Raw genomic sequence first — 25,096 nt, forward strand, 5'->3', positions numbered from 1 at the left:
ATGACTGATAGAATTTCTGCACCGCGCTATGCGCTACGTGGCCTGCAGCTTATTGGCTGGCGCGACATGCAGCACGCGCTGGACTTTCTGTTCGCCGACGGCCAGATGAAATCCGGTACGCTGGTGGCCATCAACGCGGAAAAAATGCTGGCGGTTGAGGATAACGCGGAAGTCAAAAGCCTGATTGAAGCGGCCGAATTTAAATACGCGGACGGGATCAGCGTGGTCCGCTCTATCCGTAAAAAGTATCCTGACGCTAATGTTTCCCGCGTCGCGGGGGCCGATCTCTGGGAGCAGCTTATGGCCCGCGCAGGCGCGCAGGGTACGCCCGTGTTCCTGATTGGCGGGAAGCAGGAGATACTGGCCCAGACGGAGGAGAAACTGCGTCGTCAATGGAATGTTAATATTGTCGGCAGCCAGGATGGTTACTTCAAACCGGAAGATCGGCAGACGCTGTTTGAGCGCGTTCGTGACAGTGGGGCAAAGATTGTCACCGTGGCGATGGGGTCCCCGCGCCAGGAGATCCTGATGCGTGACTGCCGCCTGGTCTGCCCGGATGCCCTCTACATGGGCGTCGGCGGCACGTACGACGTCTTTACCGGCCACGTTAAGCGTGCGCCAACAGTCTGGCAATATCTTGGGCTGGAGTGGCTGTATCGTCTGCTATCGCAACCGACACGCATTAAACGACAGATCCGTCTGCTTCGCTACCTCGTCTGGCATTACACCGGAAAAATGTAATCAAAATGTAGCGCGATATGCTATTCGCGCTGCAACTCGCCTGCAAAACTGCTGATAATCTGTGCAATGCATTCATTTTTTTAATGCATCGTTTGCCATTTGGCAGATTTTAAGAAACCATTCGCACCGTATTTTAGTCCCCCTAAAAAACAATACCCGGTCTTAAGCCGGGAAACAGCAAACACAATCGAGGATCTATGGCAGAGAAAAAACCGGAGCTGCAGCGTGGGCTGGAAGCTCGTCATATTGAACTGATAGCGCTGGGCGGCACTATCGGCGTGGGCCTGTTTATGGGCTCCGCAAGCACGCTCAAGTGGGCAGGCCCTTCCGTATTACTGGCGTACATTATCGCCGGGCTGTTTGTTTTCTTCATCATGCGTTCCATGGGCGAAATGCTCTTCCTGGAGCCGGTAACCGGCTCTTTCGCCGTTTACGCGCATCGTTATATGAGCCCGTTCTTCGGCTACCTGACGGCCTGGTCATACTGGTTTATGTGGATGGCGGTGGGCATTTCAGAGATCACCGCGATAGGGGTCTACGTCCAGTTCTGGTTCCCGGATATGGCTCAGTGGATACCCGCGCTCATTGCCGTGGGGCTGGTGGCGCTGGCAAACCTGGCCGCCGTGCGTCTTTACGGTGAGATCGAGTTCTGGTTTGCGATGATCAAAGTCACCACCATCATCGTGATGATTGTCGTCGGCCTGGGCGTGATTTTCTTCGGCTTTGGCAACGGTGGACATGCTATCGGCTTTGGTAACCTGACCGAAAACGGCGGCTTCTTTGCCGGCGGCTGGAAGGGCTTCCTGACGGCGCTGTGTATCGTTGTAGCGTCGTACCAGGGCGTAGAGCTGATCGGTATTACCGCCGGTGAAGCGAAAAATCCACAGGTCACGCTGCGTAGCGCGGTGGGCAAAGTGCTGTGGCGCATCCTGATTTTCTATGTGGGCGCCATCTTCGTTATCGTGACCATCTTCCCGTGGAACGAAATAGGCTCGACGGGCAGCCCGTTTGTTTTAACCTTCGCCAAAATTGGTATCACGGCGGCGGCGGGTATCATCAACTTTGTGGTCCTGACGGCCGCGTTGTCAGGCTGTAACAGCGGGATGTACAGCTGTGGGCGTATGCTCTATGCGCTCTCGAAGAATAACCAGCTGCCTGCGGCAATGAGTAAAGTTTCACGTGCCGGGGTGCCGGTGGCGGGCGTGGCGGTCTCCATTGCAATCCTGCTGATTGGGTCTTGCCTGAATTACATCATTCCTAATCCGCAGCGGGTGTTCGTTTACGTCTACAGCGCCAGCGTCCTGCCGGGCATGGTGCCGTGGTTTGTTATTCTCATCAGCCAGCTGCGTTTCCGTCATGCGCATAAAAAGGCGATTGAAAGCCATCCGTTCCGTTCAATTCTGTTCCCCTATGCGAACTATTTGACGATGGCGTTCCTGATTTGCGTATTAATCGGAATGTACTTTAATGAAGATACCCGCATGTCGCTGTTTGTCGGGGTGATCTTCCTGGCCGCCGTGACGGCTGCCTATAAGCTTTTTGGCCTGGGTCGCCGTGCCACCACGCAGAAAGTGGAGGAATAAGCGGCAAAATGTGCAAACCATAACCAAACGCGCATTTTTTTCAAAAAAGCACTAGACAGCGGGGACGGAGGTACGTAATATCCAGCCCCGCAACGGCGCTAAGCGCCCGTAGCTCAGCTGGATAGAGCGCTGCCCTCCGGAGGCAGAGGTCTCAGGTTCGAATCCTGTCGGGCGCGCCATTTTAGTCCCGGCGCTAGAGCTGCGGTGGTCTGAGAAGTAGTCAGTACCGCGTGAAAGAATACAGTGGTGGCTATAGCTCAGTTGGTAGAGCCCTGGATTGTGATTCCAGTTGTCGTGGGTTCGAATCCCATTAGCCACCCCATTATTGAAAGAGTTGTGAATTGCGAAGGTGGCGGAATTGGTAGACGCGCTAGCTTCAGGTGTTAGTGTCCTTAGGATGTGGGGGTTCGAGTCCCCCCCCTCGCACCACGACTTTTTAAATGAATTGAACTAAAAATTCAAAAAAGCAGTACATCGGCGAGTAGCGCAGCTTGGTAGCGCAACTGGTTTGGGACCAGTGGGTCGGAGGTTCGAATCCTCTCTCGCCGACCAATTTTGAACCCCGCTTCGGCGGGGTTTTTTGTTTTCTGCCATTTTCATCCCTGTAGTGATTCCCCGACAGCGTCCGGTTTCATTGTCGCGATTCAGCGACATACAATGCATTGAAAATAAAAGAATTACTCATACTTCCATTTTGCTGTCTCCTCCTGGCGACAGAATTCTGTCCTTACCGATACATTGTGGGGCTTAAGACGGCGCTTAACAGCATAATTTCCTTTTATCTTAAAATGTTGCGTCATGTAAACGTTTTGGGTGCGAACCTGGCACGTTACGTGCAATAATATGCGTGTAGATGCTCATTCCATCTCTTATGTTCGCCTTCGTGCCTCATAAACTCCGGAATGACGCAGAGCCATTTACGGTGCTTATCGTCCACTGACAGATGTCGCTTCGGCCTCATCAGACACCATGGACATAACGTTGAGTGAAGCACCAAATATGTTGTCTTACAGACCTGTTTTAACGCCTGCTTTTATAGCAGGCGTTTTTTTATGCCTTATTCCCGATACCGGCGCACGATCAGGGCAACCATCACCAGGGCTGCTGACGAGACGGCATAGAGTGCCGTTACTGAGCCAAACCCGGCAGCCACTGCCGCAGCGATGCCGGTGAAAAGAGAGGCGCTGAGCGTTTGCCAGCGCCAGGCTTTCCCACTGGCTGAAGCGGTTTGCGTGAGATGAAAACTACTGAGTACGCCAAACGTCCCGGCAGCGAAGAGAATATTCGAGGCCAGATGTGCGATAAAAATCGCCCCCAGTGCACATGCCATCCATCCGGACAACAACGGTAGCGTTCCGTAAGCGGCCAGAAAGATGCCGAGACAAACGATGATGCGCGGCGTATGAGCGGCAAAACGCGTCAGGCTCTCTTTCTTTAGCAGCATGGGACCGCAAAGCTGACCCATGCTTCTTGCGAAAAGCAGCGGCAGAGCAAGGCCCGCCGCATCCTGAGGATGGATTTGCTGTGCCAGCGCCGGAAGCAGCGCCATAGCCGGTGAGCCGACGGCCGCCAGCGACGGCAGAAGGAGCAGACTGCGTTTCTGCCGAACGGTCAACGTCCGCCAGCGTAATGCCGCAGGGGCTTCCTCTTCCCCGGAGGACGGGAGTGATGGCGCAGAAAACCGGCGTCCAGCCAGCCATAGCATGAGCAGTGACCCGAGAAAGCTGGCGGCATCAATGGCCAGCAGGGTAAATACGGACGTCTTCTGGAACAGCACCACGCCCAGGCCAGTCCCTAACAATACCTGCGAAGCAAAAATCACATTTTCCAGACAGGTCGCAGCAGGCAGCTCTGCTTCGCTAAGTCCGCGCTTAAAGAGCAACGTCAGCGCGGGCCAGCTCATCCCGCTGAGCAGCGCCTCGGTGGATTGTACGGCGAGTAATGCGGCAACGCTGTGATAACCCACACCAAGCAGGGGAAAGAGCAGGGCGAGCAGGCCCAGCCCTTCGGTCAGTATCAGCAGGGATATCGGAGACCAGCGTGAGCATAGCTTTTCGCCGATCGTACTGCCGATAAATCCCGGTACCGTCGCGAAAAGAAAAGCAAGGGTGAGCAGAGCGGGCGGAGCTGACCACGCTAACAGCAAGCCGAAGACCACAACCTGGGTTAAGCCATTCCCCAGCGAAGAAAAGATAAAAGCACAGGCAAGCAGGCGCAGCCAGCGGTGGCAGCGCAGCGCTTCAATAAGCGCATATAAAAGCGAGTTCATGACGATTCCTTTCAAAAACGATTTAGTCCACGCCGCAGCAAGTGCGCGTGTGTGAAAAAAGTTAATGAAAAGACATCGTTACATTGGCGGGTTCGTTTGCAGATGCGGGTGTAAAGAATGTAGCAGGAGAAAAGCGATAAAAAAAGGAGGCCATCTGGCCTCCTGATGAATTACTGCTGCGTACCGTTATTTTGCAGCGTCAGTAATAGCCCATCACGGCGCATGGCGGCCGCCTCTTCCGGCTTATGCTGCTTGTCCAGCGTATCGGCAAGCCATGCGTAGTCGAAGGCATCCGGACGCTGCTTGAGCGCGGCGCGGAAGGCGAGGCTCGCCTCCTGCCATTCGCCGTGCTTCATCAACGACTGGCCGAGCGTGCTCCACAGCAGCGGGCGATCGCCAACGGTTTTAATCTGCTGACGCAGCACTTTTTCGATTTGCTCAGGATTGTTGGTTTTCAGGCGCGGGATCACCATCACCAGGCGATCGTCGTACTGGCGCTTCAGACCGTCGAGGAGGATCTCCTGAGCCGTGTCGTGATCGTCACACTCGATGAGATGTTCCGCCATCGCCACCTTCAGAGGAACCTGCTGGCGCGTTTTACGGCTCTGATTCTTCCACCAGGTTTTCAGACCGTCGCTGCCCAGGTCAGCGCGCGCCTGATCCATCAGGCCAATCCACGCCAGACGCTGAAGCTCGTCACGATGTTCATCGTCGCCCACCTCGGCCTTCGCCATCGATGGAATGATGTCCAGCAGTGAGCCCCAGGCGCCGGTACGAATATAGGCCTGCTCGGCAAGACGCAGCACTTCCGGATGACGCGGCGCGACTTCCAGCAGACGGTCGATACCGTGGCGAGCCGCGTGATTCTCATTGCGTGCCAGCTGCAGACGAACGCGCGTGATTTCCACCGGAATCGGGTCGCCGTGAGCCAGCTCAGCCGCTCGCTCCAGGTGCTGATTAGCGCGGGCTTCGTCACCGCGCTGCTGCGCTGCTTCGGCCGCCAGCAGATAGTTCACCACCGGCTGTTCGGCGTGGTCGGCGTTTTTCGACATCAGCTTTTCAACCTGCTGATAGTCACCCTCTGCGAGCTTAAGCAGCGCCTGCTCGGTCTGTTTACGGGCGCGGCGGCGCTTACGGCCAACGAACCAGCCGCGGGTATGGGCGCCGGTACGGAAAATACGGCGCAGGATCCACTCGATCGCAAACAGCACCACCACGCCGAGGATCAGAATGATCGTCAGACCCGTTACGCTGGTTTCAATGTTGTAGTTATCGGTCTGGATCAGGACGTAACCCTGATGACCCGCAAGCATAGGCCCCAGGACGATCCCGGCGATCAGCAGGATGAAGAGTAAGAGGACTTTTAGCATCATTACTCTCCCTGCGGTGCGCTTTCAGGCGCAGGAGCCGGAGCAGGTGCTGCTCCGCTCGTCTGCTCTGCCGGTACGCCCGGCTGTGCCAGCAGGTTACGTACGCGCGTCTGCATCAGTTTCTCCAGAATCGGCTGGCTGGCCAGCTTATCCGGCACGTTCATGGTGATGTTCTGCTGGCTGAGCTTATCAATGTCTTCGAGGAAGGCGGTGGTCGTCGCATCATCGGTGTTGTAGTAGGCGCGTACCCACGTTGAGACGTTATCCAGCGCCTGTTTGTAGGTCTCTTCCTGATGACGCGGCACGGCCTGGGCTGCGACCAGCAGGCGGGAACGAATGTTCTCGCGCAGATAGATGTCCTGGTTCGGGGCGAGCAGCGGTACGGCAGTTTCGTCGCGACGGCGGACAGTGATAAAGCTGTCCATAAAGTTCTGCCAGCTTTTTTGCAGGTTAATGCGCCATTCGCTCAGGGAGCTCGAAAGCTCGGTACCGTCGGAATCCATCGGGGAGTCGTCGTCGTTATTATCCGCCAGCTGAAGGTTATCAATCTGATTCGACAACTGATTCACTTTAAGGATAATGCCGTCGTAATCCACCTGCGAGACGGCGGAGAGGCTGGCGATGTCTTCGGTAATCGCGCGACGGGCGGTAATAAGGCTTGGGTCGTTCATGTCCGCCAGGCTTGCATCAGCGCTTTTCAACAGCGCGGCAGCGGTGGTGACGTCCTGATCGCTCCAGAGCTTACGTCCGGCGAGCTTCACCAGGAAGTCAGCCTGCGAGAGCAGCCAGGTTTTGGCATCGGTACCGGAAATGGTGGCGACTTTCTGCTGTACTTCACCCAGCTGTTTGGTCAGCTCTTCCTGTTTGCTGTTCGCTTCGGCGAGCGCCGCGGCCTGCTGCTTAATCACGGCTTCCAGCTCGGTTTTCTGCGTCTCCTGCTCTTTTTGCAGGGCCGTGAGCTGATTCACCAGCGCGTCGCTGGTAGACGTCTGGTTAGCGCTCTGTTGCTTCACCAGCCCGTACAGGCCAACCCCCGCTGCCAGCGCAATGGCGATGGCAATCGCGCTCAGCGTGAGGCTTGTTTTGTTGCTGCCGTTTTTCTTCTCAGCGGTTTTCTCAGTCGTCTCTGGCTGTGGCGTCGTCTCCACAGTCTCCCTGGTCTCTTCAACCACGGCGGAGGATTTGTCGTGTTCCGTCATTATGGCTTCCCATTTGAGAGTTATTGTAATGCGCGCAGCAGCGCATCGTTGTCGGCGTTATCAGCGATCCGAATATCCTGCCAGCCCAGTTCCCGGGCCTGGTTCGCCAGACGCTCACTGACGACCAGAAGCCGACAGCGGAGTAACCAGTTTTCGCGATACCAAAGCGGTATCAGCGCCCAAAGCTGTTGTAACATTTCACCGCTGGTCACCACCAGCGTATTGATGCCTCGCGCGTGCCAGCGCATCGCCTCTTCCGCACCATCGTAGTGTTTTGCACAGCGCTTATAGCACTCAACGAACGTCACGTTCGCACCACGTTCACGCAGCGTTTCGCCCAGCAGCTCGCGGCCCCCATTGCCGCGCAAAATGAGCGCACGCTTGCCGGCAACAGTTTGTAATTCAGGTAATTGTAGCAAGACTTCACTGATTTCCCGATCTAACGGGTAACGAACGTCCGCGCTGCTTACGGTATGCAGTGCCAGTGCCGTTGTACGGCCAATCGCGAAATAGCGGGGGGCGGTTGGCCAGGCCTGTCCCTGCTGCTGTAGCTGTGCGTGGGCAAATTCCACGGCATGCTGCGACAGCGCAAACAGCAGGTCACCGTCCTGAAGGGTATTCATCTGGTCGGCGAGCGCAGAGAGCTCGCGACCGGGGGAGAATTCAATGAGCGGAAAACTCCAGGCCACCTGCCCCAGTGTGCGCAGACGGCTCACTAACTGCTCTCCTGCGGGAGAAGGGCGGGTGACGAGAATACTCATGCAGGGGGTTCTCCGTTGTAAACGTCAGCCAGAATCTCGCGGGCGCCGTTATCCAGCAATTCTTCCGCCAGCGACACGCCAAGCTGCTCGGCATCTTGCGCTTTTCCGCGACGTTCGCCGCGCACCATCTGCGAACCGTCCGGGGCGCCTACCAGCGCGCGCAGCCACAGTTCGCCATTCGTCAATTCAGCATAGCTGCCAATCGGAACCTGGCACCCGCCTTCGAGGCGGGTATTCATCGCCCGCTCCGCTTTTACGCGGGTAGCGGTTTCGTCATGATTCAGTGGAGCAAGCAGCGCGCGGGTACGCGCATCGTCCAGACGGCACTCGATGCCGACAGCACCCTGACCAACAGCCGGCAGCGACAGCTCTGGCGGCAGCGCCACGCGAATACGTTCCTCCAGCCCCAGACGCTTCAGGCCGGCAACGGCGAGAATAATGGCATCGTAATTGCCGTTATCCAGCTTGCCCAGACGCGTGCCGACGTTACCGCGCAGCGAGCGAATGAGCAGATCGGGACGACGCTCCGCCAACTGACACTGACGGCGTAAACTGGACGTGCCAACCACGCTACCCGCTGGCAGCGCGTCGAGCGAGTCATAGCGGTTAGAGACAAACGCATCGCGCGGATCTTCGCGCTCGCAGATGGTCACCAGCCCCAGCCCCTCCGGGAACTCGACGGGCACGTCTTTCATCGAATGTACGGCGATATCGGCGCGGTTCTCAAGCAATGCCAGTTCCAGTTCTTTGACGAACAGGCCTTTGCCGCCCACTTTCGCCAGCGGCGTATCGAGGATCACGTCACCGCGCGTGACCATCGGCACCAGCTCGACGCGCAATCCGCTGTGGCAGGCTTCCAGGCGCTGCTTCACATAATGTGCCTGCCAGAGCGCGAGAGGGCTTTGGCGTGTGGCAATTCTCAAAACATTGTCTAACATGCTTGTTACCGTCATTATCAATCGCTAACCATCCTAACATTGTTGACTCTGGGATGGCAGTTTTACGGTTGATGAAGCGTGAGAGGGACAAGGCGGCGTATTCGTCAGCCATAGCCGTATTCAGGAATTTACACGTACAGAACGGTGCTACACTTGTATGTAGCGCATCTTTCTTTACGGTCAATCGGCAAGGTGTTAAATTGATCACGTTTTAGACCATTTTTTCGTCGGTACCACCAAAAATGATAAGGGCGAAAAAGGGTAACGGTTATCTTTTCGAAATACTGCGGGTCCGCTGTTACTCGTGTTTTGAATAGCTGCGACACCCGGAAACATCAGGCGATACGTCTTGTACCTCTATATTGAGACTCTGAAACAGAGACTGGATGCCATAAATCAACTGCGTGTGGATCGCGCGCTTGCTGCTATGGGCCCTGCTTTCCAGCAGGTATACAGTCTGCTGCCGACATTATTGCACTATCACCACCCGCTGATGCCTGGCTACCTTGATGGTAACGTTCCCCAGGGCATTTGCCTTTTCACGCCTGATGAAACCCAACAGCATTATTTGAACGAGCTGGAACTCTACCGTGGCATGCCGCCGCAGGAGTCCCCAAAAGGTGAACTGCCGATTACCGGCGTTTACTCAATGGGGAGCACCTCATCGGTAGGGCAAAGCTGTTCTTCGGACCTGGACATCTGGGTCTGCCATCAGTCCTGGCTCGATAACGAAGAGCGTCAGCTGCTGCAGCGTAAATGCAGCCTGCTGGAGAGCTGGGCGGCATCGCTCGGTGTGGAAGTGAGCTTCTTCCTGATTGATGAAAACCGTTTCCGCCATAACGAAAGCGGCAGTCTGGGTGGTGAGGACTGCGGCTCGACCCAGCACATCCTGTTGCTGGATGAATTTTACCGTACTGCTGTGCGCCTGGCCGGGAAGCGTATTCTGTGGAATATGGTCCCGTGTGAAGAGGAAGAGCATTACGACGATTACGTCATGTCGCTTTATGCGCAGGGCGTACTGACGCCAAACGAATGGCTGGACCTCGGCGGTCTCAGCTCTCTGTCTGCGGAAGAGTACTTCGGTGCAAGCCTCTGGCAGCTCTATAAGAGTATCGACTCGCCGTACAAAGCGGTGCTCAAAACGCTGCTGCTTGAAGCCTATTCCTGGGAATACCCGACGCCGCGCCTGCTGGCGAAAGACATCAAGCAGCGACTGCACGACGGGGAAATCGTCTCCTTCGGGCTCGACGCCTACTGCATGATGCTGGAACGCGTGACCGAATACCTGAAAGCCATTGATGACACCACGCGTCTTGACCTGGTGCGTCGATGTTTCTATCTCAAAGTCTGTGAGAAGTTGAGCCGCGAGCGCGCCTGCGTGGGCTGGCGTCGTGAAGTGGTCAGTCAGTTAGTCAAAGAGTGGGGATGGGACGAAGCGCGTCTGTCCATGCTCGACAACCGGGCCAACTGGAAAATCGATCAGGTGCGTGAAGCACACAACGAACTGCTCGATGCGATGATGCAAAGCTACCGTAACCTGATCCGCTTTGCGCGCCGTAACAACCTCAGCGTTTCCGCCAGTCCGCAGGACATTGGGGTATTGACCCGTAAGCTGTACGCCGCGTTTGAAGCGCTGCCGGGTAAAGTCACGCTGGTTAACCCACAGATTTCGCCTGACCTGTCAGAACCAAACCTGACCTTTATCTATGTGCCGCCGGGCCGCGCGAACCGCACCGGGTGGTATCTGTATAACCGTGCGCCAAGCATGGATTCCATCATCAGCCATCAGCCGCTGGAATATAACCGCTATCTGAACAAGCTGGTGGCCTGGGCCTGGTTTAACGGCCTGCTGACCTCGCGCACGCGCCTGTTCATCAAAGGCAACGAGGTGGTCGATCTCGCTAAGCTGCAGGAGATGGTCGCGGATGTGTCGCACCACTTCCCGCTGCGTCTGCCTGCGCCGACGCCAAAAGCCCTCTACAGCCCGTGCGAGATTCGCCATCTGGCGATCATCGTCAACCTGGAATATGACCCGACGGCGGCCTTCCGCAATCAGGTGGTCCATTTTGACTTCCGCAAGCTGGACGTCTTTAGCTTTGGCGAGCAGCAAAACTGCCTGGTCGGCAGCGTGGACCTGCTCTACCGCAACTCGTGGAACGAAGTGCGTACCCTGCACTTCAACGGCGAGCAGGCGATGATCGAGGCGCTGAAAACCATTCTCGGCAAGATGCACCAGGATGCCGCGCCGCCGGACAGCGTAGAAGTGTTCTGCTACAGCCAGCACCTGCGTGGATTGATTCGTACCCGCGTGCAGCAGCTGGTCTCGGAATGTATCGAACTGCGTCTCTCCAGTACCCGTCAGGAAACCGGGCGCTTTAAGGCGCTGCGCGTCTCCGGTCAGACCTGGGGCCTGTTCTTTGAACGTCTCAACGTGTCGGTACAGAAGCTGGAAAACGCCATCGAATTCTACGGCGCGATTTCGCATAACAAGCTGCATGGCCTGTCGGTGCAGGTGGAAACCAACCACGTTAAGCTTCCGCAGGTGGTGGACGGCTTTGCCAGTGAAGGGATTATTCAGTTCTTCTTTGAGGAGTCGGGTGATAACGCCGGGTTTAACATCTACATTCTGGATGAGACCAACCGCGCCGAGGTGTATCACCACTGTGAAGGCAGTAAAGAGGAGCTGGTGCGCGACGTCAGCCGCTTCTACTCCTCTTCGCATGACCGCTTTACCTACGGCTCAAGCTTTATCAACTTTAACCTGCCGCAGTTCTACCAGATTGTGAACGTCGACGGTCGTACGCAGGTGATTCCGTTCCGCACCCAGGCCGTCACGCCTGCCGCGCCTGCCAATCAGGACACCGCGCCGCTGTTGCAGCAGTATTTCTCCTGAGCCTTTTCGCCGGGTGGCGCTTACGCTTACCCGGCCTACGGTTCGAGTCGCTGTTGCCGGGCGACAAAACTACCTGAAACTCACCGCCTCACCCGCTTGTGCAGTCGCGGCCTGTTCCAGCAGATCCCAGAACGGCACGCCGCTGCGGTCGCAAACCCATTCCCCGTCTTTCAGATCGAAATGATAGCCGCCCTGTTTAGCGGCCAGCCAGACCTGGTGAAGCGGCTCCTGGCGGTTAATAATAATTTTGCTGCCATTTTCGAAGCTCAGGGTCAGAATACCGCCGTTGATTTCACAATCGATATCGCTGTCGCCGTCCCAGTCGTCAATACGCTCTTCGATGGTCATCCACAGGTTGTCGGCAAGGCGATGGAATTCACTGTCGTTCATGGTTTTGTTCCTGTTTTTCGTGATGCCGGCAGTATAACCCTAAATAATTCCCGTTGCAGGAAAGCGGCAAACTCTTGCTTTTGTGTCTTCTCCTGCGATGATAGAAACAGATTTGAACTTACGGGCAACTTTATAATGAAAAACGCTTTCCGAACGCTTGCCGTTCTCATCACGCTGTTTAGCCTGACTGGCTGCGGACTGAAGGGACCACTGTACTTTCCGCCTGCGGATAAAACCGCACCGCCGCCGACGAAACCGGTTAACAGCGGCATTGAGTCTTCCACGCCAAACACTAACGACCGTGGCGACAACGGCGGCCCGACTCAGGTTAATCTCTGACGACAACGTTCTGTACCCGCGCAATGGAGCAAATGATGCAGTTCTCTAAAATGCATGGCCTTGGCAACGATTTTATGGTCGTCGACGCGGTAACGCAGAATGTGTTTTTCTCCCCGGAACTGATCCGTCGTCTGGCGGATCGGCATCTGGGCGTGGGGTTCGATCAGTTGCTGGTGGTTGAGCCGCCGTACGATCCCGACCTCGATTTCCACTACCGTATTTTTAATGCGGACGGCAGCGAAGTTAACCAGTGCGGCAACGGCGCGCGCTGTTTCGCCCGCTTTGTGCGCCTGAAAGGGCTGACCAACAAGCGTGATATTCGCGTCAGCACGGCGAATGGTCGCATGGTGCTCAGCGTCACCGATGATGAGCTGGTGCGCGTGAACATGGGCGAACCTAACTTCGAGCCCTCCGTCGTGCCGTTTCGCGCAAACAAAGCGGAAAAGACCTATATTATGCGGGCGGCCGAGCAGACAGTATTGTGCGGCGTCGTCTCAATGGGTAACCCACACTGCGTAATTCAGGTTGATGATGTGGAAACCGCGGCGGTCGAAACGCTCGGCCCGGTGCTGGAAAGCCACGAACGTTTCCCGGAGCGCGCGAACATCGGTTTTATGCAGGTGGTGAAGCGCGAGCACATTCGTCTGCGGGTTTATGAGCGCGGCGCGGGCGAGACTCAGGCCTGCGGAAGCGGAGCCTGTGCGGCAGTGGCCGTGGGCATCTCCCAGGGGCTACTGGCAGAAGAGGTTCGCGTGGAATTACCGGGCGGTCGGCTTGATATCGCCTGGAAAGGACCGGGTCATCCACTGTATATGACTGGCCCGGCGGCACATGTCTATGACGGGTTTATCCATCTATGAAACAACCAGGGGAAGAACTGCAGGAAACAGTGACGGAACTGGACGACAGGGCTGTTGTTGATTATCTGCTGCGCAATCCTGAGTTTTTTATTCGCAATGCACGCGTCGTCGAAGAAATGCGCGTGCCGCATCCGGTTCGCGGGACCGTGTCGCTGGTGGAATGGCACATGGCGCGCGCGCGCAACCACATCAACCAGCTCGAAGAGAACATGACGCTGCTGATGGAGCAGGCCAGCACCAACGAAAGCCTGTTCTATCGTCTGCTGCATCTGCAGGCGCGTCTGGCGTCGGCGCACAGCCTTGACGAGTTCCTCAGCCGCTTCCACCGCTGGGCGCGGGAGCTGGGGCTGGCGGGCGCAACGATTCGTCTTTTCCCTGACCGCTGGCGCATCGGCGCGCCGTCGGGATTTACCCATCTGGCACTGAGCCGTCAGGCGTTTGAACCGCTGCGCATACAGCGTCTGGGCCATGAGCACCACTATCTGGGGCCGCTTAATGGACCTGAGCTGCTGGTGGTGTTGCCGGAGGCCAAAGCGATTGGCTCGGTGGCGATGTCGTTGATGGGGCGCGATGGCGATCTGGGCGTCATCTTATTTACCAGCCGCGACGCGCATCACTATGAGCAGGGGCAAGCCACGCACCTGCTGCAGGAGATCGCCCTGATGCTGCCTGAGCTGCTGGAGCGCTGGATTGAGCGCGTATGACGGACGGACTGCTCGCCACTGACGTCTCGCGCTTTCTGCGCTATCTCGGCGTGGAACGTCAACTTAGCCCGATTACGCTGCTTAACTATCAGCGTCAGCTTGATGCCATCATGCAGATCGCCGACGAAATCGGCCTGAAAAGCTGGCAACAATGTGATGCTGCGACGGTACGCGGGTTTGTTGTGCGTAGCCGTAAAAAAAACCTCAGCCCGGCGAGCCTGGCGCTCAGGCTCTCAGCGCTGCGCAGCTTCTTCGACTGGCTGGTCAGCCAGGGGGGCTTAAAAGCCAACCCGGCAAAAGGGATCGCCACGCCGAAGGCGCCGCGCCATCTGCCTAAAAATATTGACGTTGACGACGTAAACCGTCTGCTGGATATCGATCTGAACGATCCGCTGGCCGTGCGCGACCGCGCGATGCTGGAGGTGATGTACGGTGCCGGGCTGCGTCTGTCTGAACTCGTCAACCTTGATCTCAAGCATCTCGATCTGGAATCGGGCGAAGTGTGGGTAATGGGTAAGGGCAGCAAAGAGCGCCGCCTGCCGATTGGCCGCAATGCGGTCTCCTGGATTGAGCACTGGCTTGACCTGCGCGGGCTGTTTGGCTCCGACGAAGATGCGCTGTTCCTGTCGAAACTCGGCAAGCGGATCTCGGCGCGTAACGTGCAGAAGCGCTTTGCGGAGTGGGGCATTAAGCAGGGTCTAAACAGCCACGTGCATCCGCACAAGCTGCGCCACTCCTTTGCAACACATATGCTTGAGTCGAGCGGCGATCTCCGCGGCGTGCAGGAATTGCTTGGCCATGCGAACCTGTCGACAACACAAATTTATACCCACTTAGACTTCCAACACCTTGCCTCGGTGTATGACGCGGCGCATCCACGCGCCAAACGGGGGAAATAATGCGTTTTTACCGCCCACTCGGTCAGATCTCAGCCCTGACGTTTGACCTGGATGACACTCTTTATGACAACCGCGAGGTGATCCTGCGTACCGAGCAGGAGTCTCTGGCGTTTGTGCAGAACTACCATCCCGCGCTGAAGGCGATACAGAACAAGGATTTCCAGAAGCTGCGCCAGTCCCTGCGGGAGACCGAGCCGGACATTTACCACGACGTGACCGAATGGCGTCGTCGCGCGGTTGAGCAGGCGATGCTGAATGTGGGCCTGAGCGCGCAGGATGCCGCCATTGGCGCGGAAGCGGCCATGGAAAACTTCGCCAAATGGCGCAGCCGTATCGACGTGCCGCAGGAAACCCACGACACGCTGGCGAAGCTTGCCGAAAAGTGGCCGCTGGTGGCCATCACCAACGGCAATGCCCAGCCGGAGCTGTTTGGCCTGAGCGATTACTTTGAATTCGTGCTGCGTGCGGGTCCTCACGGGCGCGCGAAGCCGTTCAGTGACATGTACCATCTGGCGGCAGATAAGCTTAACCTGCCGCTGGGTGAGATCCTGCACGTGGGGGATGACCTGACCACAGACGTGGCGGGCGCTATCCGCTGCGGCATGCAGGCCTGCTGGATCAAGCCGGAAAACGCTGACCTGATGATCGCCTCTGATAGCCGTCTTCTGCCGCACGTGGAAATTTCGCGGTTGGCATCCCTCACGACGCTGATATAATCACCAGTAATATTGTATAAATTACCAGGGTTTTGCAGTTGTAGGCCCGGTAAGCGAAGCGCCACCGGGCGTTTTGCTCTGTTCCTGAATACTATGTGACGGTGCCAATGGACGTTTCTTACCTACTCGACAGCCTTAATGACAAACAGCGTGACGCGGTTGCCGCCTCGCGCACCAACCTGCTGGTGCTGGCTGGAGCGGGCAGTGGTAAGACGCGCGTGCTGGTTCACCGTATCGCCTGGCTGCAGAGCGTGGAGAACTGCTCCCCGTATTCCATCATGGCGGTGACGTTCACCAACAAGGCGGCGGCGGAGATGCGCCACCGCATCGCGCAGCTGATGGGCACCAGCCAGGGCGGCATGTGGGTCGGTACCTTCCACGGTCTGGCGCACCGCCTGCTGCGTGCGCACCACATGGACGCCAACCTGCCGCAGGATTTCCAGATCCTCGACAGCGAAGACCAGCTCCGTCTGCTGAAGCGCCTGATCAAGGCGATGAACCTCGATGAGAAGCAGTGGCCGCCGCGTCAGGCGATGTGGTACATCAACGGCCAGAAAGACGAAGGGCTGCGCCCGCATCACATTCAGAGCTTCGGCAACCCGGTCGAGCAGACCTGGCAGAACGTCTACAAGGCCTATCAGGAAGCGTGCGATCGCGCCGGCCTGGTGGATTTTGCCGAGCTGCTGCTGCGCGCCCACGAGCTGTGGCTCAACAAGCCGCACATCCTGCAGCACTACCGTGAACGCTTCACCAATATCCTGGTGGACGAATTCCAGGATACCAACAACATCCAGTACGCGTGGATCCGCCTGCTGGCCGGTGATACCGGCAAGGTAATGATCGTGGGCGATGATGACCAGTCGATCTACGGCTGGCGCGGGGCGCAGGTGGAGAACATCCAGCGCTTCCTCAACGATTTCCCCGGCGCGGAAACTATCCGTCTGGAGCAGAACTACCGCTCAACCAGCAACATTCTGAGCGCGGCCAACGCCCTGATTGAGAACAACAACGGGCGTCTGGGTAAAAAGCTGTGGACCGACGGCGTCGACGGCGAACCGATTTCGATTTACTGCGCGTTTAACGAACTCGACGAAGCGCGCTTCGTGGTCAACCGCATCAAAACCTGGCAGAACAACGGCGGCGCGCTGGAGCAGTGCGCCATTCTCTATCGCAGCAACGCCCAGTCGCGCGTGCTGGAAGAGGCGCTGCTGCAGGTGGGCATGCCGTACCGCATTTACGGCGGCATGCGCTTCTTCGAACGCCAGGAAATCAAAGATGCGCTCTCGTATCTGCGTCTGATTGCCAACCGTAACGACGACGCGGCGTTTGAACGTGTGGTGAACACCCCAACCCGCGGGATTGGCGACCGTACGCTGGACGTGGTGCGTCAGGCCTCGCGCGACCGCCAGCTGACGCTGTGGCAGGCGTGCCGCGAGCTGCTGCAGGAAAAGGCCCTTGCAGGACGCGCGGCCAGCGCCCTGCAGCGCTTCCTTGAACTGATTGACGCCCTGGCGCAGGAAACCGCCGACATGCCGCTGCACGTGCAGACCGACCGGGTGATTAAAGACTCCGGCCTGCGCACCATGTACGAGCAGGAAAAAGGCGAGAAGGGCCAGACCCGCATTGAGAACTTAGAGGAACTGGTCACGGCAACGCGCCAGTTCAGCTACAACGAAGAAGACGAAGACCTGATGCCGCTGCAGGCGTTCCTCTCTCACGCCGCGCTGGAAGCGGGGGAAGGGCAGGCGGACACCTGGCAGGATGCGGTTCAGCTCATGACCCTGCACTCCGCCAAAGGTCTGGAGTTCCCACAGGTGTTCATCGTTGGCATGGAAGAGGGGATGTTCCCGAGCCAGATGTCGCTGGATGAGGGCGGGCGTCTGGAAGAGGAGCGTCGTCTGGCCTACGTGGGTGTGACGCGTGCGATGCAAAAGCTAACGCTAACCTACGCCGAAACCCGCCGTCTGTACGGTAAAGAGGTCTATCACCGTCCGTCGCGCTTTATCGGTGAACTGCCGGAAGAGTGCGTGGAGGAGGTGCGTCTGCGGGCGAGCATCAGCCGTCCGGTCAGCCATCAGCGCATGGGCTCGCCGATTGCGGAAACCGACACCGGCTACAAGCTGGGCCAGCGCGTGCGCCATTCGAAGTTTGGCGAAGGTACCATTGTGAATCTGGAAGGCAGCGGCGAGCACAGCCGCCTGCAGGTGGCGTTCCAGGGGCAGGGGATCAAATGGCTGGTGGCGGCCTACGCGAAGCTGGAAACAGTCTAACATTCAGAAAAATATCATTATTTTGCAATAATCTGCTAGCCTTATACAGTGAAGGTCAATTAATGCCCTTCAGCGTTCCGTTGCGTGTTGACGCCACAGTTATAGCTGGCGTAACATGCGCGCACGATTACGCTAAGAGGACATTCGCCTTGGACACACCCAGTAGATACTGGCTCAATTCCCTGTCATCCAGGAACAACTCCTAAGGCTATCTCCTCTTGCTGATGGCCTTAGTGGTTGTCAGCGACTGCTCTATTCCCGTCGCGCTGAGTCAGGCTGTTTAATGGTCTGAAACCCAATTTGTTTCTGTGTGCCCACCGAACTGTCCGATATTTTTTGCATTGGGAGTCCCGGTCATGTTGAGCGCATTTCAACTCGAAAATAACCGACTGACTCGGCTTGAAGCCGAAGAGTCACAGCCCCTCATTGATGCCGTATGGGTGGATCTGGTCGAGCCGGACGACGATGAGCGCCTTCGCGTACAATCTGAGCTGGGGCAAAGCCTGGCAACGCGCCCGGAACTGGAAGACATCGAAGCATCCGCGCGTTTTTTTGAAGACGAAGACGGTCTGCATATTCACTCCTTCTTCTTCTTTGAAGATGCCGAAGACCACGCGGGCAACTCCACCGTGGCGTTTACCATTCGCGACGGTCGTCTGTTTACCCTGCGCGAGCGTGAGCTACCGGCATTCCGTCTCTACCGCATGCGTGCCCGTAGCCAGGCGATGGTAGACGGCAACGCATACGAGCTGCTGCTCGATCTGTTCGAGACCAAAATTGAACAGCTGGCGGATGAAATTGAAAACATCTACAGCGATCTGGAAAAGCTGAGCCGCGTGATCATGGAAGGCCATCAGGGCGATGAGTACGACGAAGCGCTTTCGACGCTGGCGGAGCTGGAAGATATCGGCTGGAAGGTGCGTTTGTGTCTGATGGATACCCAGCGCGCGCTGAACTTCCTGGTGCGCAAGGCGCGTCTGCCGGGCGGTCAGCTGGAGCAGGCGCGTGAGATCTTACGAGATATCGAATCCCTGCTGCCGCACAACGAATCCTTGTTCCAGAAGGTCAACTTCCTGATGCAGGCGGCGATGGGCTTTATCAACATCGAGCAGAACCGCATCATCAAGATCTTCTCGGTGGTGTCCGTGGTGTTCCTGCCGCCGACGCTGGTGGCCTCCAGCTACGGGATGAACTTCGAGTTTATGCCGGAGCTGAAATGGAGCTTTGGTTACCCGGGGGCGATTATCTTTATGATCCTCGCGGGCCTGGCGCCGTATCTGTACTTTAAGCGTCGTAACTGGCTTTGAGAATCCGCCCGGTGGCGCTACGCTTACCGGGCCTACAGATCCTGTAGGCCGGATAAGGCGCAGCCGCCATCCGGCAAAAAGGCACTACAGCCCTTTACGCACTCTGCGTTGGGTATAAATCGCATCCGCAACGAAAATCGCCAGCGCCACCCAGATAAAGGCGAACGTCACCATCTTATCTGCCCCCGGCACTTCGCCGTAGAACACCACTGCCAGCAGGAACATCAGCGTCGGGCCAATGTACTGGAAGAAGCCCAGCGTGGAGAGACGCAGGCGCGTCGCTGCACCGGTGAAGCACAGCAGTGGAATGGTAGTTACCACGCCCGCCGCCATCAGCATCAGGTTCAGCGACCACGGGTTGCTGCCCATGTGGCTGGTTGGGCTGTCGGCGATGCCGAAGAGATAAATCGCCGCCACCGGCAGCAGCCAGAGGGTTTCAAACAGCATCCCCGTCTGCGCTTCCACCGCAATCTTCTTGCGTACCAGGCCGTAGAAGGCAAAGCTGAACGCCAGGCCGAGGGCGATAATTGGCAGCGAGCCGAATGTCCACAGCTGCACCAGTACGCCGCAGAAGGCCAGAATCACCGCTAACCACTGCATCCGGCGGAAGCGTTCGCCAAGGAAAATCATCCCCAGCACGATGTTCACCAGCGGGTTAATAAAGTATCCCAGGCTCGCCTCGAGCATGTGATGGTTATTCACTGCCCAGATAAACAGCAGCCAGTTACCACCAATCAGCACGGCAGAGAGTGCCAGCAGGAAGATCTTCTTCGGGGTCTGCAGTAGCGTTTTGACGCCCGACCACTGACGGCTGAGGCTCATCAGCGCAATCATAAAGAAGAACGACCAGATGACGCGGTGAGTGAGGATCTCGTCAGCCGGAACGTAGGCGATAAGCTTGAAGTACGCCGGGGCGATACCCCAAATAAAATAAGCGGCAAGGGCGAGTAAAACGCCCTGCCGCGTCTGTTTAGCATCCATCGGGAAAATCCGTTACAAAAAAGTGAATCAATTTTACCCGATTTTGCCGCCTCAACCCACCATATAAGTGGCGGTTGCGCTGGCGATATAAACCTGTTCTTCGTTGTGTAACTCAACGCGCGCCACGGCAACTTTATTCCCCGCGCGCAGCAGGCTGCTGGTACAGGTAAAGCGATTTCCGCGCCCCGGACGAAGATAGTCGACGCGTAAATCAATGGTGCCCATGCGCGCCAGACGCTGGCGAAGCTCGTCTTCGTTAATGGTGTCATGGCGCGTCAGCGTACTGCCCACGCAGACCAGACCTGCCGCCACGTCCAGCGCGGAGGCAATCACCCCGCCGTGCAAAATACTTTGCGCCCAGTTCCCTACCATCATCGGCTGGTTGTTGAAGCTCAGTTGGGCAAAGTCCTTCTCGTAACGCTCCAGCTCCAGTCCCAGCGCGCGGTTAAACGGCATATGGTAAACAAAAATCTCGCCCACGAGTTTTAACACTTCTTCGGCGGTAAGCATGGCTGACATGAGGCATCACATCCTTATTGTTAACGAAATGTTGATTTTATGCCTCAGCAACGAGGAATGCCACTTTCAGAAACGAGGATGCAGCAGTTGTCGCAGAAGTCTGTAGAATGTTCGCCACATAACTATTCAATCAATTTTACTCTTTTGCAGGAGAACACCACCGATGCGGACGTATCTGGCCTGGTTACTGGCGGCGGTTTCGCTGCCCCTCACAGCCTATGCGCAGGAAGCGACAATCAAAGAGGTGCACGATAAGCCTGCCGTTCACGGTAGCATTATCGCGAACCTTCTTCAGGAGCATGACAATCCGTTCACGCTCTATCCGTATGACACCAACTACGTGATTTATACCCAGACCAGCGATCTCAACAAAGAGGCGATAAGCTCCTATAACTGGTCTGATAATGCGCGTAAAGATGAGGTGAAGTTCCAGCTCAGCCTCGCCTTCCCGTTCTGGCGCGGCATTCTGGGGCCGAACTCGGTGTTTGGTGCCTCTTATACGCAGAAGTCCTGGTGGCAGCTCTCTAACAGCGGGGAATCCTCGCCGTTCCGCGAAACTAACTATGAGCCGCAGCTGTTCCTCGGCTTCGCTACGGACTATGAATTTGCCGGCTGGACGCTGCGCGACGTCGAAGTGGGCTTTAACCATGATTCTAACGGCCGTTCCGATCCGACATCCCGTAGCTGGAACCGCGCCTATACGCGCCTGATGGCGCAGAACGGTAACTGGATGGTGGAAGTGAAGCCGTGGTATGTGGTCGGCAGCACGGATGACAACCCGGACATCACCAAATATATGGGCTACTATCAGCTTAAAGTCGGCTACCAGCTAGGTGATGCCGTGCTGAGTGCGAAAGGCCAGTACAACTGGAACACCGGCTACGGCGGTGCGGAAGTGGGCTTAAGCTATCCGGTAAGCAAGCATGTTCGCCTTTATACGCAAGTCTACAGCGGCTACGGCGAGTCGCTTATCGATTACAACTTCAACCAGACCCGCGTCGGCGTGGGCGTGATGCTGAACGATATTCTCTAGGTTGCTCGAATGTTTTTGCGTTAAACGTTGAAGTTTCTCTCTCAGGCGCTGAAAATAGCGCCTGTTTCATTTCAGGCATATGGGGTTAATGTGGCGCAGGCGGAAGTATTGAATCAGGAGTCGCTGGCTAAACAGGTTTTGCATGAAACCTTTGGCTACCAGCAGTTCCGCCCTGGCCAGGAAACCATCATTGAAACGGTGCTGGAAGGCCGTGACTGCCTGGTGGTGATGCCGACCGGCGGCGGTAAATCCCTCTGTTATCAGGTGCCCGCGCTGGTGCTTAACGGCCTGACGGTCGTGGTATCCCCGCTTATTTCGCTAATGAAAGACCAGGTTGACCAGCTGCTCGCCAACGGCGTCGCGGCGGCCTGCCTTAACTCGACCCAAACCCGGGAGCAGCAGCAAGAGGTGATGGCCGGGTGCCGCACCGGGCAGATCCGCCTGCTGTATATCGCGCCGGAACGCCTGATGCTGGATAACTTCCTCGACCATCTCGCGCACTGGAATCCGGTCCTGTTGGCGGTGGATGAAGCGCACTGTATTTCCCAGTGGGGACACGATTTCCGCCCGGAATACGCCGCCCTCGGCCAGCTGCGTCAGCGCTTCCCCGAGCTGCCGTTTATGGCGCTTACCGCCACGGCAGATGATACCACCCGTCTGGACATCGTTCGTCTGCTGGGGCTGAACGACCCCTATATTCAGGTCAGCAGCTTCGACCGCCCCAACATCCGCTACATGCTGATGGAAAAATTCAAGCCGCTGGATCAGCTCCTGCGCTACGTCCAGGAGCAGCGCGGCAAGTCCGGCATCATCTACTGCAACAGTCGGGCGAAGGTGGAAGACACCGCCGCGCGGCTGCAAAACCGCGGCTTTAGCGCCGCCGCGTATCATGCCGGGTTAGAGAACCACATCCGCGCTGACGTGCAGGAGAAATTCCAGCGCGATGATCTGCAGATCGTGGTTGCGACGGTGGCGTTCGGGATGGGCATCAACAAGCCGAACGTGCGCTTTGTGGTGCACTTCGACATTCCTCGCAATATCGAATCCTACTATCAGGAAACTGGCCGCGCCGGGCGTGACGGCCTGCCTGCGGAAGCGATGCTGTTTTACGATCCGGCCGATATGGCGTGGCTGCGCCGCTGTCTGGAGGAAAAACCGCAGGGGCAGTTGCAGGATATCGAACGCCACAAGCTCAACGCGATGGGCGCGTTTGCCGAAGCGCAAACCTGCCGTCGTCTGGTGCTGCTCAACTACTTTGGCGAAGGGCGACAGGAGCCGTGCGGTAACTGCGATATCTGCCTGGATCCGCCGAAACAGTACGATGGTCTGATGGACGCACGTAAGGCACTCTCGACCATTTACCGCGTGAACCAGCGCTTCGGGATGGGCTACGTGGTGGAGGTGCTTCGCGGTGCCAACAACCAGCGTATCCGCGACATGGGCCACGACAAGCTGCCTGTCTACGGTATTGGCAAGGACCAGAGCCACGAGCACTGGGTCAGCATTATTCGTCAGCTGATCCACCTCGGCTTTGCCACACAGAACATTGCTCAGCACTCCGCGCTACAGCTGACTGAAGCGGCGCGTCCGGTCTTGCGCGGTGACGTTGAACTGAAGCTCGCCGTGCCGCGCGTGGTCGCCCTCAAGCCGCGGGTGATGCAAAAATCGTACGGCGGCAACTACGACCGCAAGCTGTTCGCCAAACTGCGCAAGCTGCGTAAAGCCATCGCCGATGAAGAGAATATCCCGCCTTACGTGGTGTTCAACGACGCGACCCTGATTGAGATGGCCGAGCAGATGCCGCTCAGCGCCAGCGAAATGCTCAGCGTCAACGGCGTCGGCACGCGCAAGCTGGAGCGCTTCGGTAAAGAGTTTATGGCGCTCATCCGTTCTCACGCCGACGGTGATGATGAGGAGTAGTCAGCCGGGCGAAAAAGTGCCAGGATGATGACTCACTGAATTATTTCCCCGCGAGTTAATTATGTTGATGCTATTTCTCACCGTGGCGTTAGTGCACATTGTTGCGCTGATGAGCCCGGGACCTGACTTTTTCTTCGTGTCACAAACGGCCGTCAGCCGCTCCCGCAAAGAGGCGATGATGGGCGTGCTCGGTATCACCATGGGCGTTATGGTCTGGGCGGCCGTTGCGCTGCTTGGTCTGAACCTGATCCTGGCGAAGATGGCCTGGCTGCATAACATCATTATGGTTGGCGGCGGGCTGTACCTGTGCTGGATGGGCTACCAGATGCTGCGTGGGGCGCTGAAGAAAGAAGAGAAAAAACCGGAAGAGCCAAAGGTAGAGCTGGCAACGGGCGGCCGCAGCTTTGTAAAAGGGTTGCTGACCAACCTGGCGAACCCGAAAGCGATTATCTATTTCGGCTCCGTGTTCTCGCTGTTTGTGGGTGATAGCGTCGGTGCGGGCGCACGCTGGGGCATCTTCCTGCTGATCGTTGTGGAAACCTTTGCCTGGTTTACCATCGTGGCCAGCCTGTTTGCCTTACCGGCGATGCGCCGTGGCTACCAGCGTATCGCGAAGTGGATTGACGGCTTCGCCGGCGCGCTGTTCGCCGGCTTCGGCATTCATCTTATTATTTCTCGCTAAGCATGACGCGCTGACGCAAGCAGCGCGCCAACCAGCATAAACAGCGAACCAAAGACTTTATTCAGGGCCTTCATCTGCTTAGGCCCTTTAATCCACGCCGCAATCCGCTGCGCCAGCGTCGCGTAACCAATCATCACAATGATATCGACAATAATGGTGGTCGCGCCCAGCACCACGTACTGCATCACCTGGGGCTGATGCGGCACGATAAACTGCGGGAACAGCGCGGCGAGGAACACAATGCTTTTCGGGTTGGTCAGGTTGACGAACACCGCGCGCTTAAACAGATGACCGCGGTTTTGCGTCTGCGCGAGCGTGTTGAGGTTGATGGAGCCTGCCGCGCGCCACTGCTGGATGCCGAGCCAAATCAGATACGCCGCCCCGGCCCATTTCAGCACTTCAAAGGCCAGCACGGAGCGGGAGAACAGGGTCCCCAGACCAATCCCGACCAGCACGATATGAATGCCCAGCCCGGTCTGCAAACCGGCAATGGATGCCGCCGCACCGCGATAGCCGTGGTTGATGGAGGTGGTCATGGTGTTAATGGCGCCCGAGCCCGGTGAAAGGCTAAGGATGATGGATGTCAGCAGGTAAGCGAACCACCACTCGAAGGTCATTTGAAACTCCCGAAACGTCTGTTTTTATGCCACAATACGCTATTGTTGAGTCATTTTGTGACCGGTTACGAAAAAACGATATTCCTTGGCTTAGGTGAGTAGAAA

The 25,096-nt window shown here is 57.1% G+C and carries 23 protein-coding genes and 4 tRNA genes; 18 read left to right on the plus strand and 9 right to left on the minus strand.

The annotated features are described in order from the left end of the window. The 6 genes from wecG (at position 1) to BMW97_RS22150 (ending at position 2,876) form a co-directional block, all read left to right on the plus strand. Positions 1 to 741, plus strand: a complete 741-nt coding sequence (gene wecG / locus BMW97_RS22125; RefSeq protein ID WP_045909234.1) for a lipopolysaccharide N-acetylmannosaminouronosyltransferase — start codon at positions 1 to 3, stop codon at positions 739 to 741. A gap of 197 nt (positions 742 to 938) precedes the next feature. Continuing rightward, a complete protein-coding gene (locus BMW97_RS22130; protein ID WP_045909233.1) occupies positions 939 to 2,324 on the plus strand; it encodes a bifunctional threonine/serine APC transporter ThrP in 1,386 nt (461 codons plus the stop codon). Positions 2,325 to 2,426: 102 nt separating this feature from the next. Next, positions 2,427 to 2,503: transfer RNA gene (locus tag BMW97_RS22135), tRNA-Arg, on the plus strand. 67 nt (positions 2,504 to 2,570) lie between these two features. After that, positions 2,571 to 2,646 (plus strand) — tRNA-His (locus BMW97_RS22140). 21 nt (positions 2,647 to 2,667) lie between these two features. Continuing rightward, positions 2,668 to 2,753, plus strand: a tRNA-Leu gene (locus BMW97_RS22145). Positions 2,754 to 2,799: 46 nt separating this feature from the next. Continuing rightward, a tRNA-Pro gene (locus BMW97_RS22150) sits at positions 2,800 to 2,876 on the plus strand. A 505-nt stretch (positions 2,877 to 3,381) separates the two neighbouring features. Here BMW97_RS22150 and BMW97_RS22155 read toward each other — a convergent pair. The 5 genes from BMW97_RS22155 to hemC form a co-directional block, all read right to left on the minus strand. Beyond that, entirely contained in the window at positions 3,382 to 4,593 is a 1,212-nt protein-coding gene (locus BMW97_RS22155) for an MFS transporter (protein WP_045909232.1), read from the minus strand. A gap of 170 nt (positions 4,594 to 4,763) precedes the next feature. Beyond that, on the minus strand, positions 4,764 to 5,963 hold the full coding sequence (gene hemY / locus BMW97_RS22160; RefSeq protein WP_045909252.1) for a protoheme IX biogenesis protein HemY: 1,200 nt from the start codon (positions 5,961 to 5,963) through the stop codon (positions 4,764 to 4,766). Between the two features lie 2 nt (positions 5,964 to 5,965). After that, the gene (gene hemX, locus BMW97_RS22165) at positions 5,966 to 7,162 is read right to left on the minus strand and encodes a uroporphyrinogen-III C-methyltransferase (protein ID WP_045417670.1); all 1,197 of its coding nucleotides are present in this window, start codon (positions 7,160 to 7,162) and stop codon (positions 5,966 to 5,968) included. 20 nt (positions 7,163 to 7,182) lie between these two features. Next, a complete protein-coding gene (hemD, locus tag BMW97_RS22170) occupies positions 7,183 to 7,923 on the minus strand; it encodes a uroporphyrinogen-III synthase (RefSeq protein WP_045909231.1) in 741 nt (246 codons plus the stop codon). Next, entirely contained in the window at positions 7,920 to 8,861 is a 942-nt protein-coding gene (gene hemC, locus BMW97_RS22175) for a hydroxymethylbilane synthase (RefSeq protein ID WP_045909230.1), read from the minus strand. The genes hemD and hemC overlap by 4 nt, the downstream gene beginning before the upstream one ends. 349 nt (positions 8,862 to 9,210) lie before the next feature. On the opposite strand from hemC, the gene cyaA reads away from it, so the two are divergent. Beyond that, on the plus strand, positions 9,211 to 11,754 hold the full coding sequence (gene cyaA, locus BMW97_RS22180; protein ID WP_045909229.1) for a class I adenylate cyclase: 2,544 nt from the start codon (positions 9,211 to 9,213) through the stop codon (positions 11,752 to 11,754). A gap of 69 nt (positions 11,755 to 11,823) precedes the next feature. Here cyaA and cyaY read toward each other — a convergent pair whose 3' ends face one another. Next, on the minus strand, positions 11,824 to 12,144 hold the full coding sequence (gene cyaY, locus BMW97_RS22185; protein ID WP_045909228.1) for an iron donor protein CyaY: 321 nt from the start codon (positions 12,142 to 12,144) through the stop codon (positions 11,824 to 11,826). A gap of 135 nt (positions 12,145 to 12,279) precedes the next feature. On the opposite strand from cyaY, the gene BMW97_RS22190 reads away from it, so the two are divergent. From BMW97_RS22190 to corA, 8 genes are all read left to right on the plus strand, one after another. Continuing rightward, complete coding sequence (locus BMW97_RS22190) at positions 12,280 to 12,483, plus strand: LPS translocon maturation chaperone LptM (RefSeq protein WP_032646076.1); 204 nt, start codon at positions 12,280 to 12,282, stop codon at positions 12,481 to 12,483. 35 nt (positions 12,484 to 12,518) lie between these two features. Next, positions 12,519 to 13,343 (plus strand): diaminopimelate epimerase, encoded by an 825-nt coding sequence (gene dapF / locus BMW97_RS22195; protein WP_008501545.1) that lies wholly within the window; start codon positions 12,519 to 12,521, stop codon positions 13,341 to 13,343. Further along, entirely contained in the window at positions 13,340 to 14,047 is a 708-nt protein-coding gene (locus BMW97_RS22200) for a DUF484 domain-containing protein (RefSeq protein WP_032646075.1), read from the plus strand. The genes dapF and BMW97_RS22200 overlap by 4 nt, the downstream gene beginning before the upstream one ends. Beyond that, positions 14,044 to 14,946, plus strand: coding sequence for a tyrosine recombinase XerC (gene xerC, locus BMW97_RS22205; protein WP_024907983.1), 903 nt, complete (start codon positions 14,044 to 14,046; stop codon positions 14,944 to 14,946). Before BMW97_RS22200 ends, xerC begins: the two co-directional genes overlap by 4 nt. Further along, the gene (yigB, locus tag BMW97_RS22210; RefSeq protein WP_045909227.1) at positions 14,946 to 15,662 is read left to right on the plus strand and encodes a 5-amino-6-(5-phospho-D-ribitylamino)uracil phosphatase YigB; all 717 of its coding nucleotides are present in this window, start codon (positions 14,946 to 14,948) and stop codon (positions 15,660 to 15,662) included. Before xerC ends, yigB begins: the two co-directional genes overlap by 1 nt. 107 nt (positions 15,663 to 15,769) lie before the next feature. Next, a complete protein-coding gene (gene uvrD, locus BMW97_RS22215; protein WP_045909226.1) occupies positions 15,770 to 17,932 on the plus strand; it encodes a DNA helicase II in 2,163 nt (720 codons plus the stop codon). Between the two features lie 149 nt (positions 17,933 to 18,081). Beyond that, on the plus strand, positions 18,082 to 18,138 hold the full coding sequence (gene ysgD / locus BMW97_RS24200; protein WP_212743980.1) for a YsgD/CorL family protein: 57 nt from the start codon (positions 18,082 to 18,084) through the stop codon (positions 18,136 to 18,138). A 150-nt stretch (positions 18,139 to 18,288) separates the two neighbouring features. Then, on the plus strand, positions 18,289 to 19,239 hold the full coding sequence (gene corA, locus BMW97_RS22225) for a magnesium/cobalt transporter CorA (protein ID WP_008501540.1): 951 nt from the start codon (positions 18,289 to 18,291) through the stop codon (positions 19,237 to 19,239). Between the two features lie 84 nt (positions 19,240 to 19,323). Here corA and rarD read toward each other — a convergent pair whose 3' ends face one another. Then, positions 19,324 to 20,220, minus strand: coding sequence for an EamA family transporter RarD (gene rarD / locus BMW97_RS22230; protein ID WP_045909225.1), 897 nt, complete (start codon positions 20,218 to 20,220; stop codon positions 19,324 to 19,326). 51 nt (positions 20,221 to 20,271) lie between these two features. After that, on the minus strand, positions 20,272 to 20,739 hold the full coding sequence (gene yigI / locus BMW97_RS22235) for an acyl-CoA thioesterase YigI (RefSeq protein WP_008501538.1): 468 nt from the start codon (positions 20,737 to 20,739) through the stop codon (positions 20,272 to 20,274). Between the two features lie 163 nt (positions 20,740 to 20,902). On the opposite strand from yigI, the gene pldA reads away from it, so the two are divergent. The 3 genes from pldA (at position 20,903) to rhtC (ending at position 24,374) form a co-directional block, all read left to right on the plus strand. Continuing rightward, positions 20,903 to 21,772, plus strand: a complete 870-nt coding sequence (pldA, locus tag BMW97_RS22240; RefSeq protein ID WP_023615553.1) for a phospholipase A — start codon at positions 20,903 to 20,905, stop codon at positions 21,770 to 21,772. Positions 21,773 to 21,862: 90 nt separating this feature from the next. Beyond that, positions 21,863 to 23,692 carry an ATP-dependent DNA helicase RecQ gene (recQ, locus tag BMW97_RS22245; RefSeq protein WP_032644788.1) on the plus strand — a complete coding sequence of 610 codons (1,830 nt, stop codon included), beginning with the start codon at positions 21,863 to 21,865 and terminating at the stop codon, positions 23,690 to 23,692. Positions 23,693 to 23,753: 61 nt separating this feature from the next. Beyond that, positions 23,754 to 24,374 carry a threonine export protein RhtC gene (rhtC, locus tag BMW97_RS22250; RefSeq protein ID WP_010426287.1) on the plus strand — a complete coding sequence of 207 codons (621 nt, stop codon included), beginning with the start codon at positions 23,754 to 23,756 and terminating at the stop codon, positions 24,372 to 24,374. On the opposite strand, the gene rhtB is transcribed toward rhtC, so the two are convergent. Further along, a complete protein-coding gene (gene rhtB, locus BMW97_RS22255; protein ID WP_008501533.1) occupies positions 24,371 to 24,991 on the minus strand; it encodes a homoserine/homoserine lactone efflux protein in 621 nt (206 codons plus the stop codon). The two genes, rhtC and rhtB, sit on opposite strands and share 4 nt — an antisense overlap. Between the last annotated feature and the right edge of the window lie 105 nt (positions 24,992 to 25,096).

This window comes from Enterobacter sp. NFIX58 (assembly GCF_900110475.1).
GTDB lineage: Bacteria > Pseudomonadota > Gammaproteobacteria > Enterobacterales > Enterobacteriaceae > Enterobacter > Enterobacter quasiroggenkampii.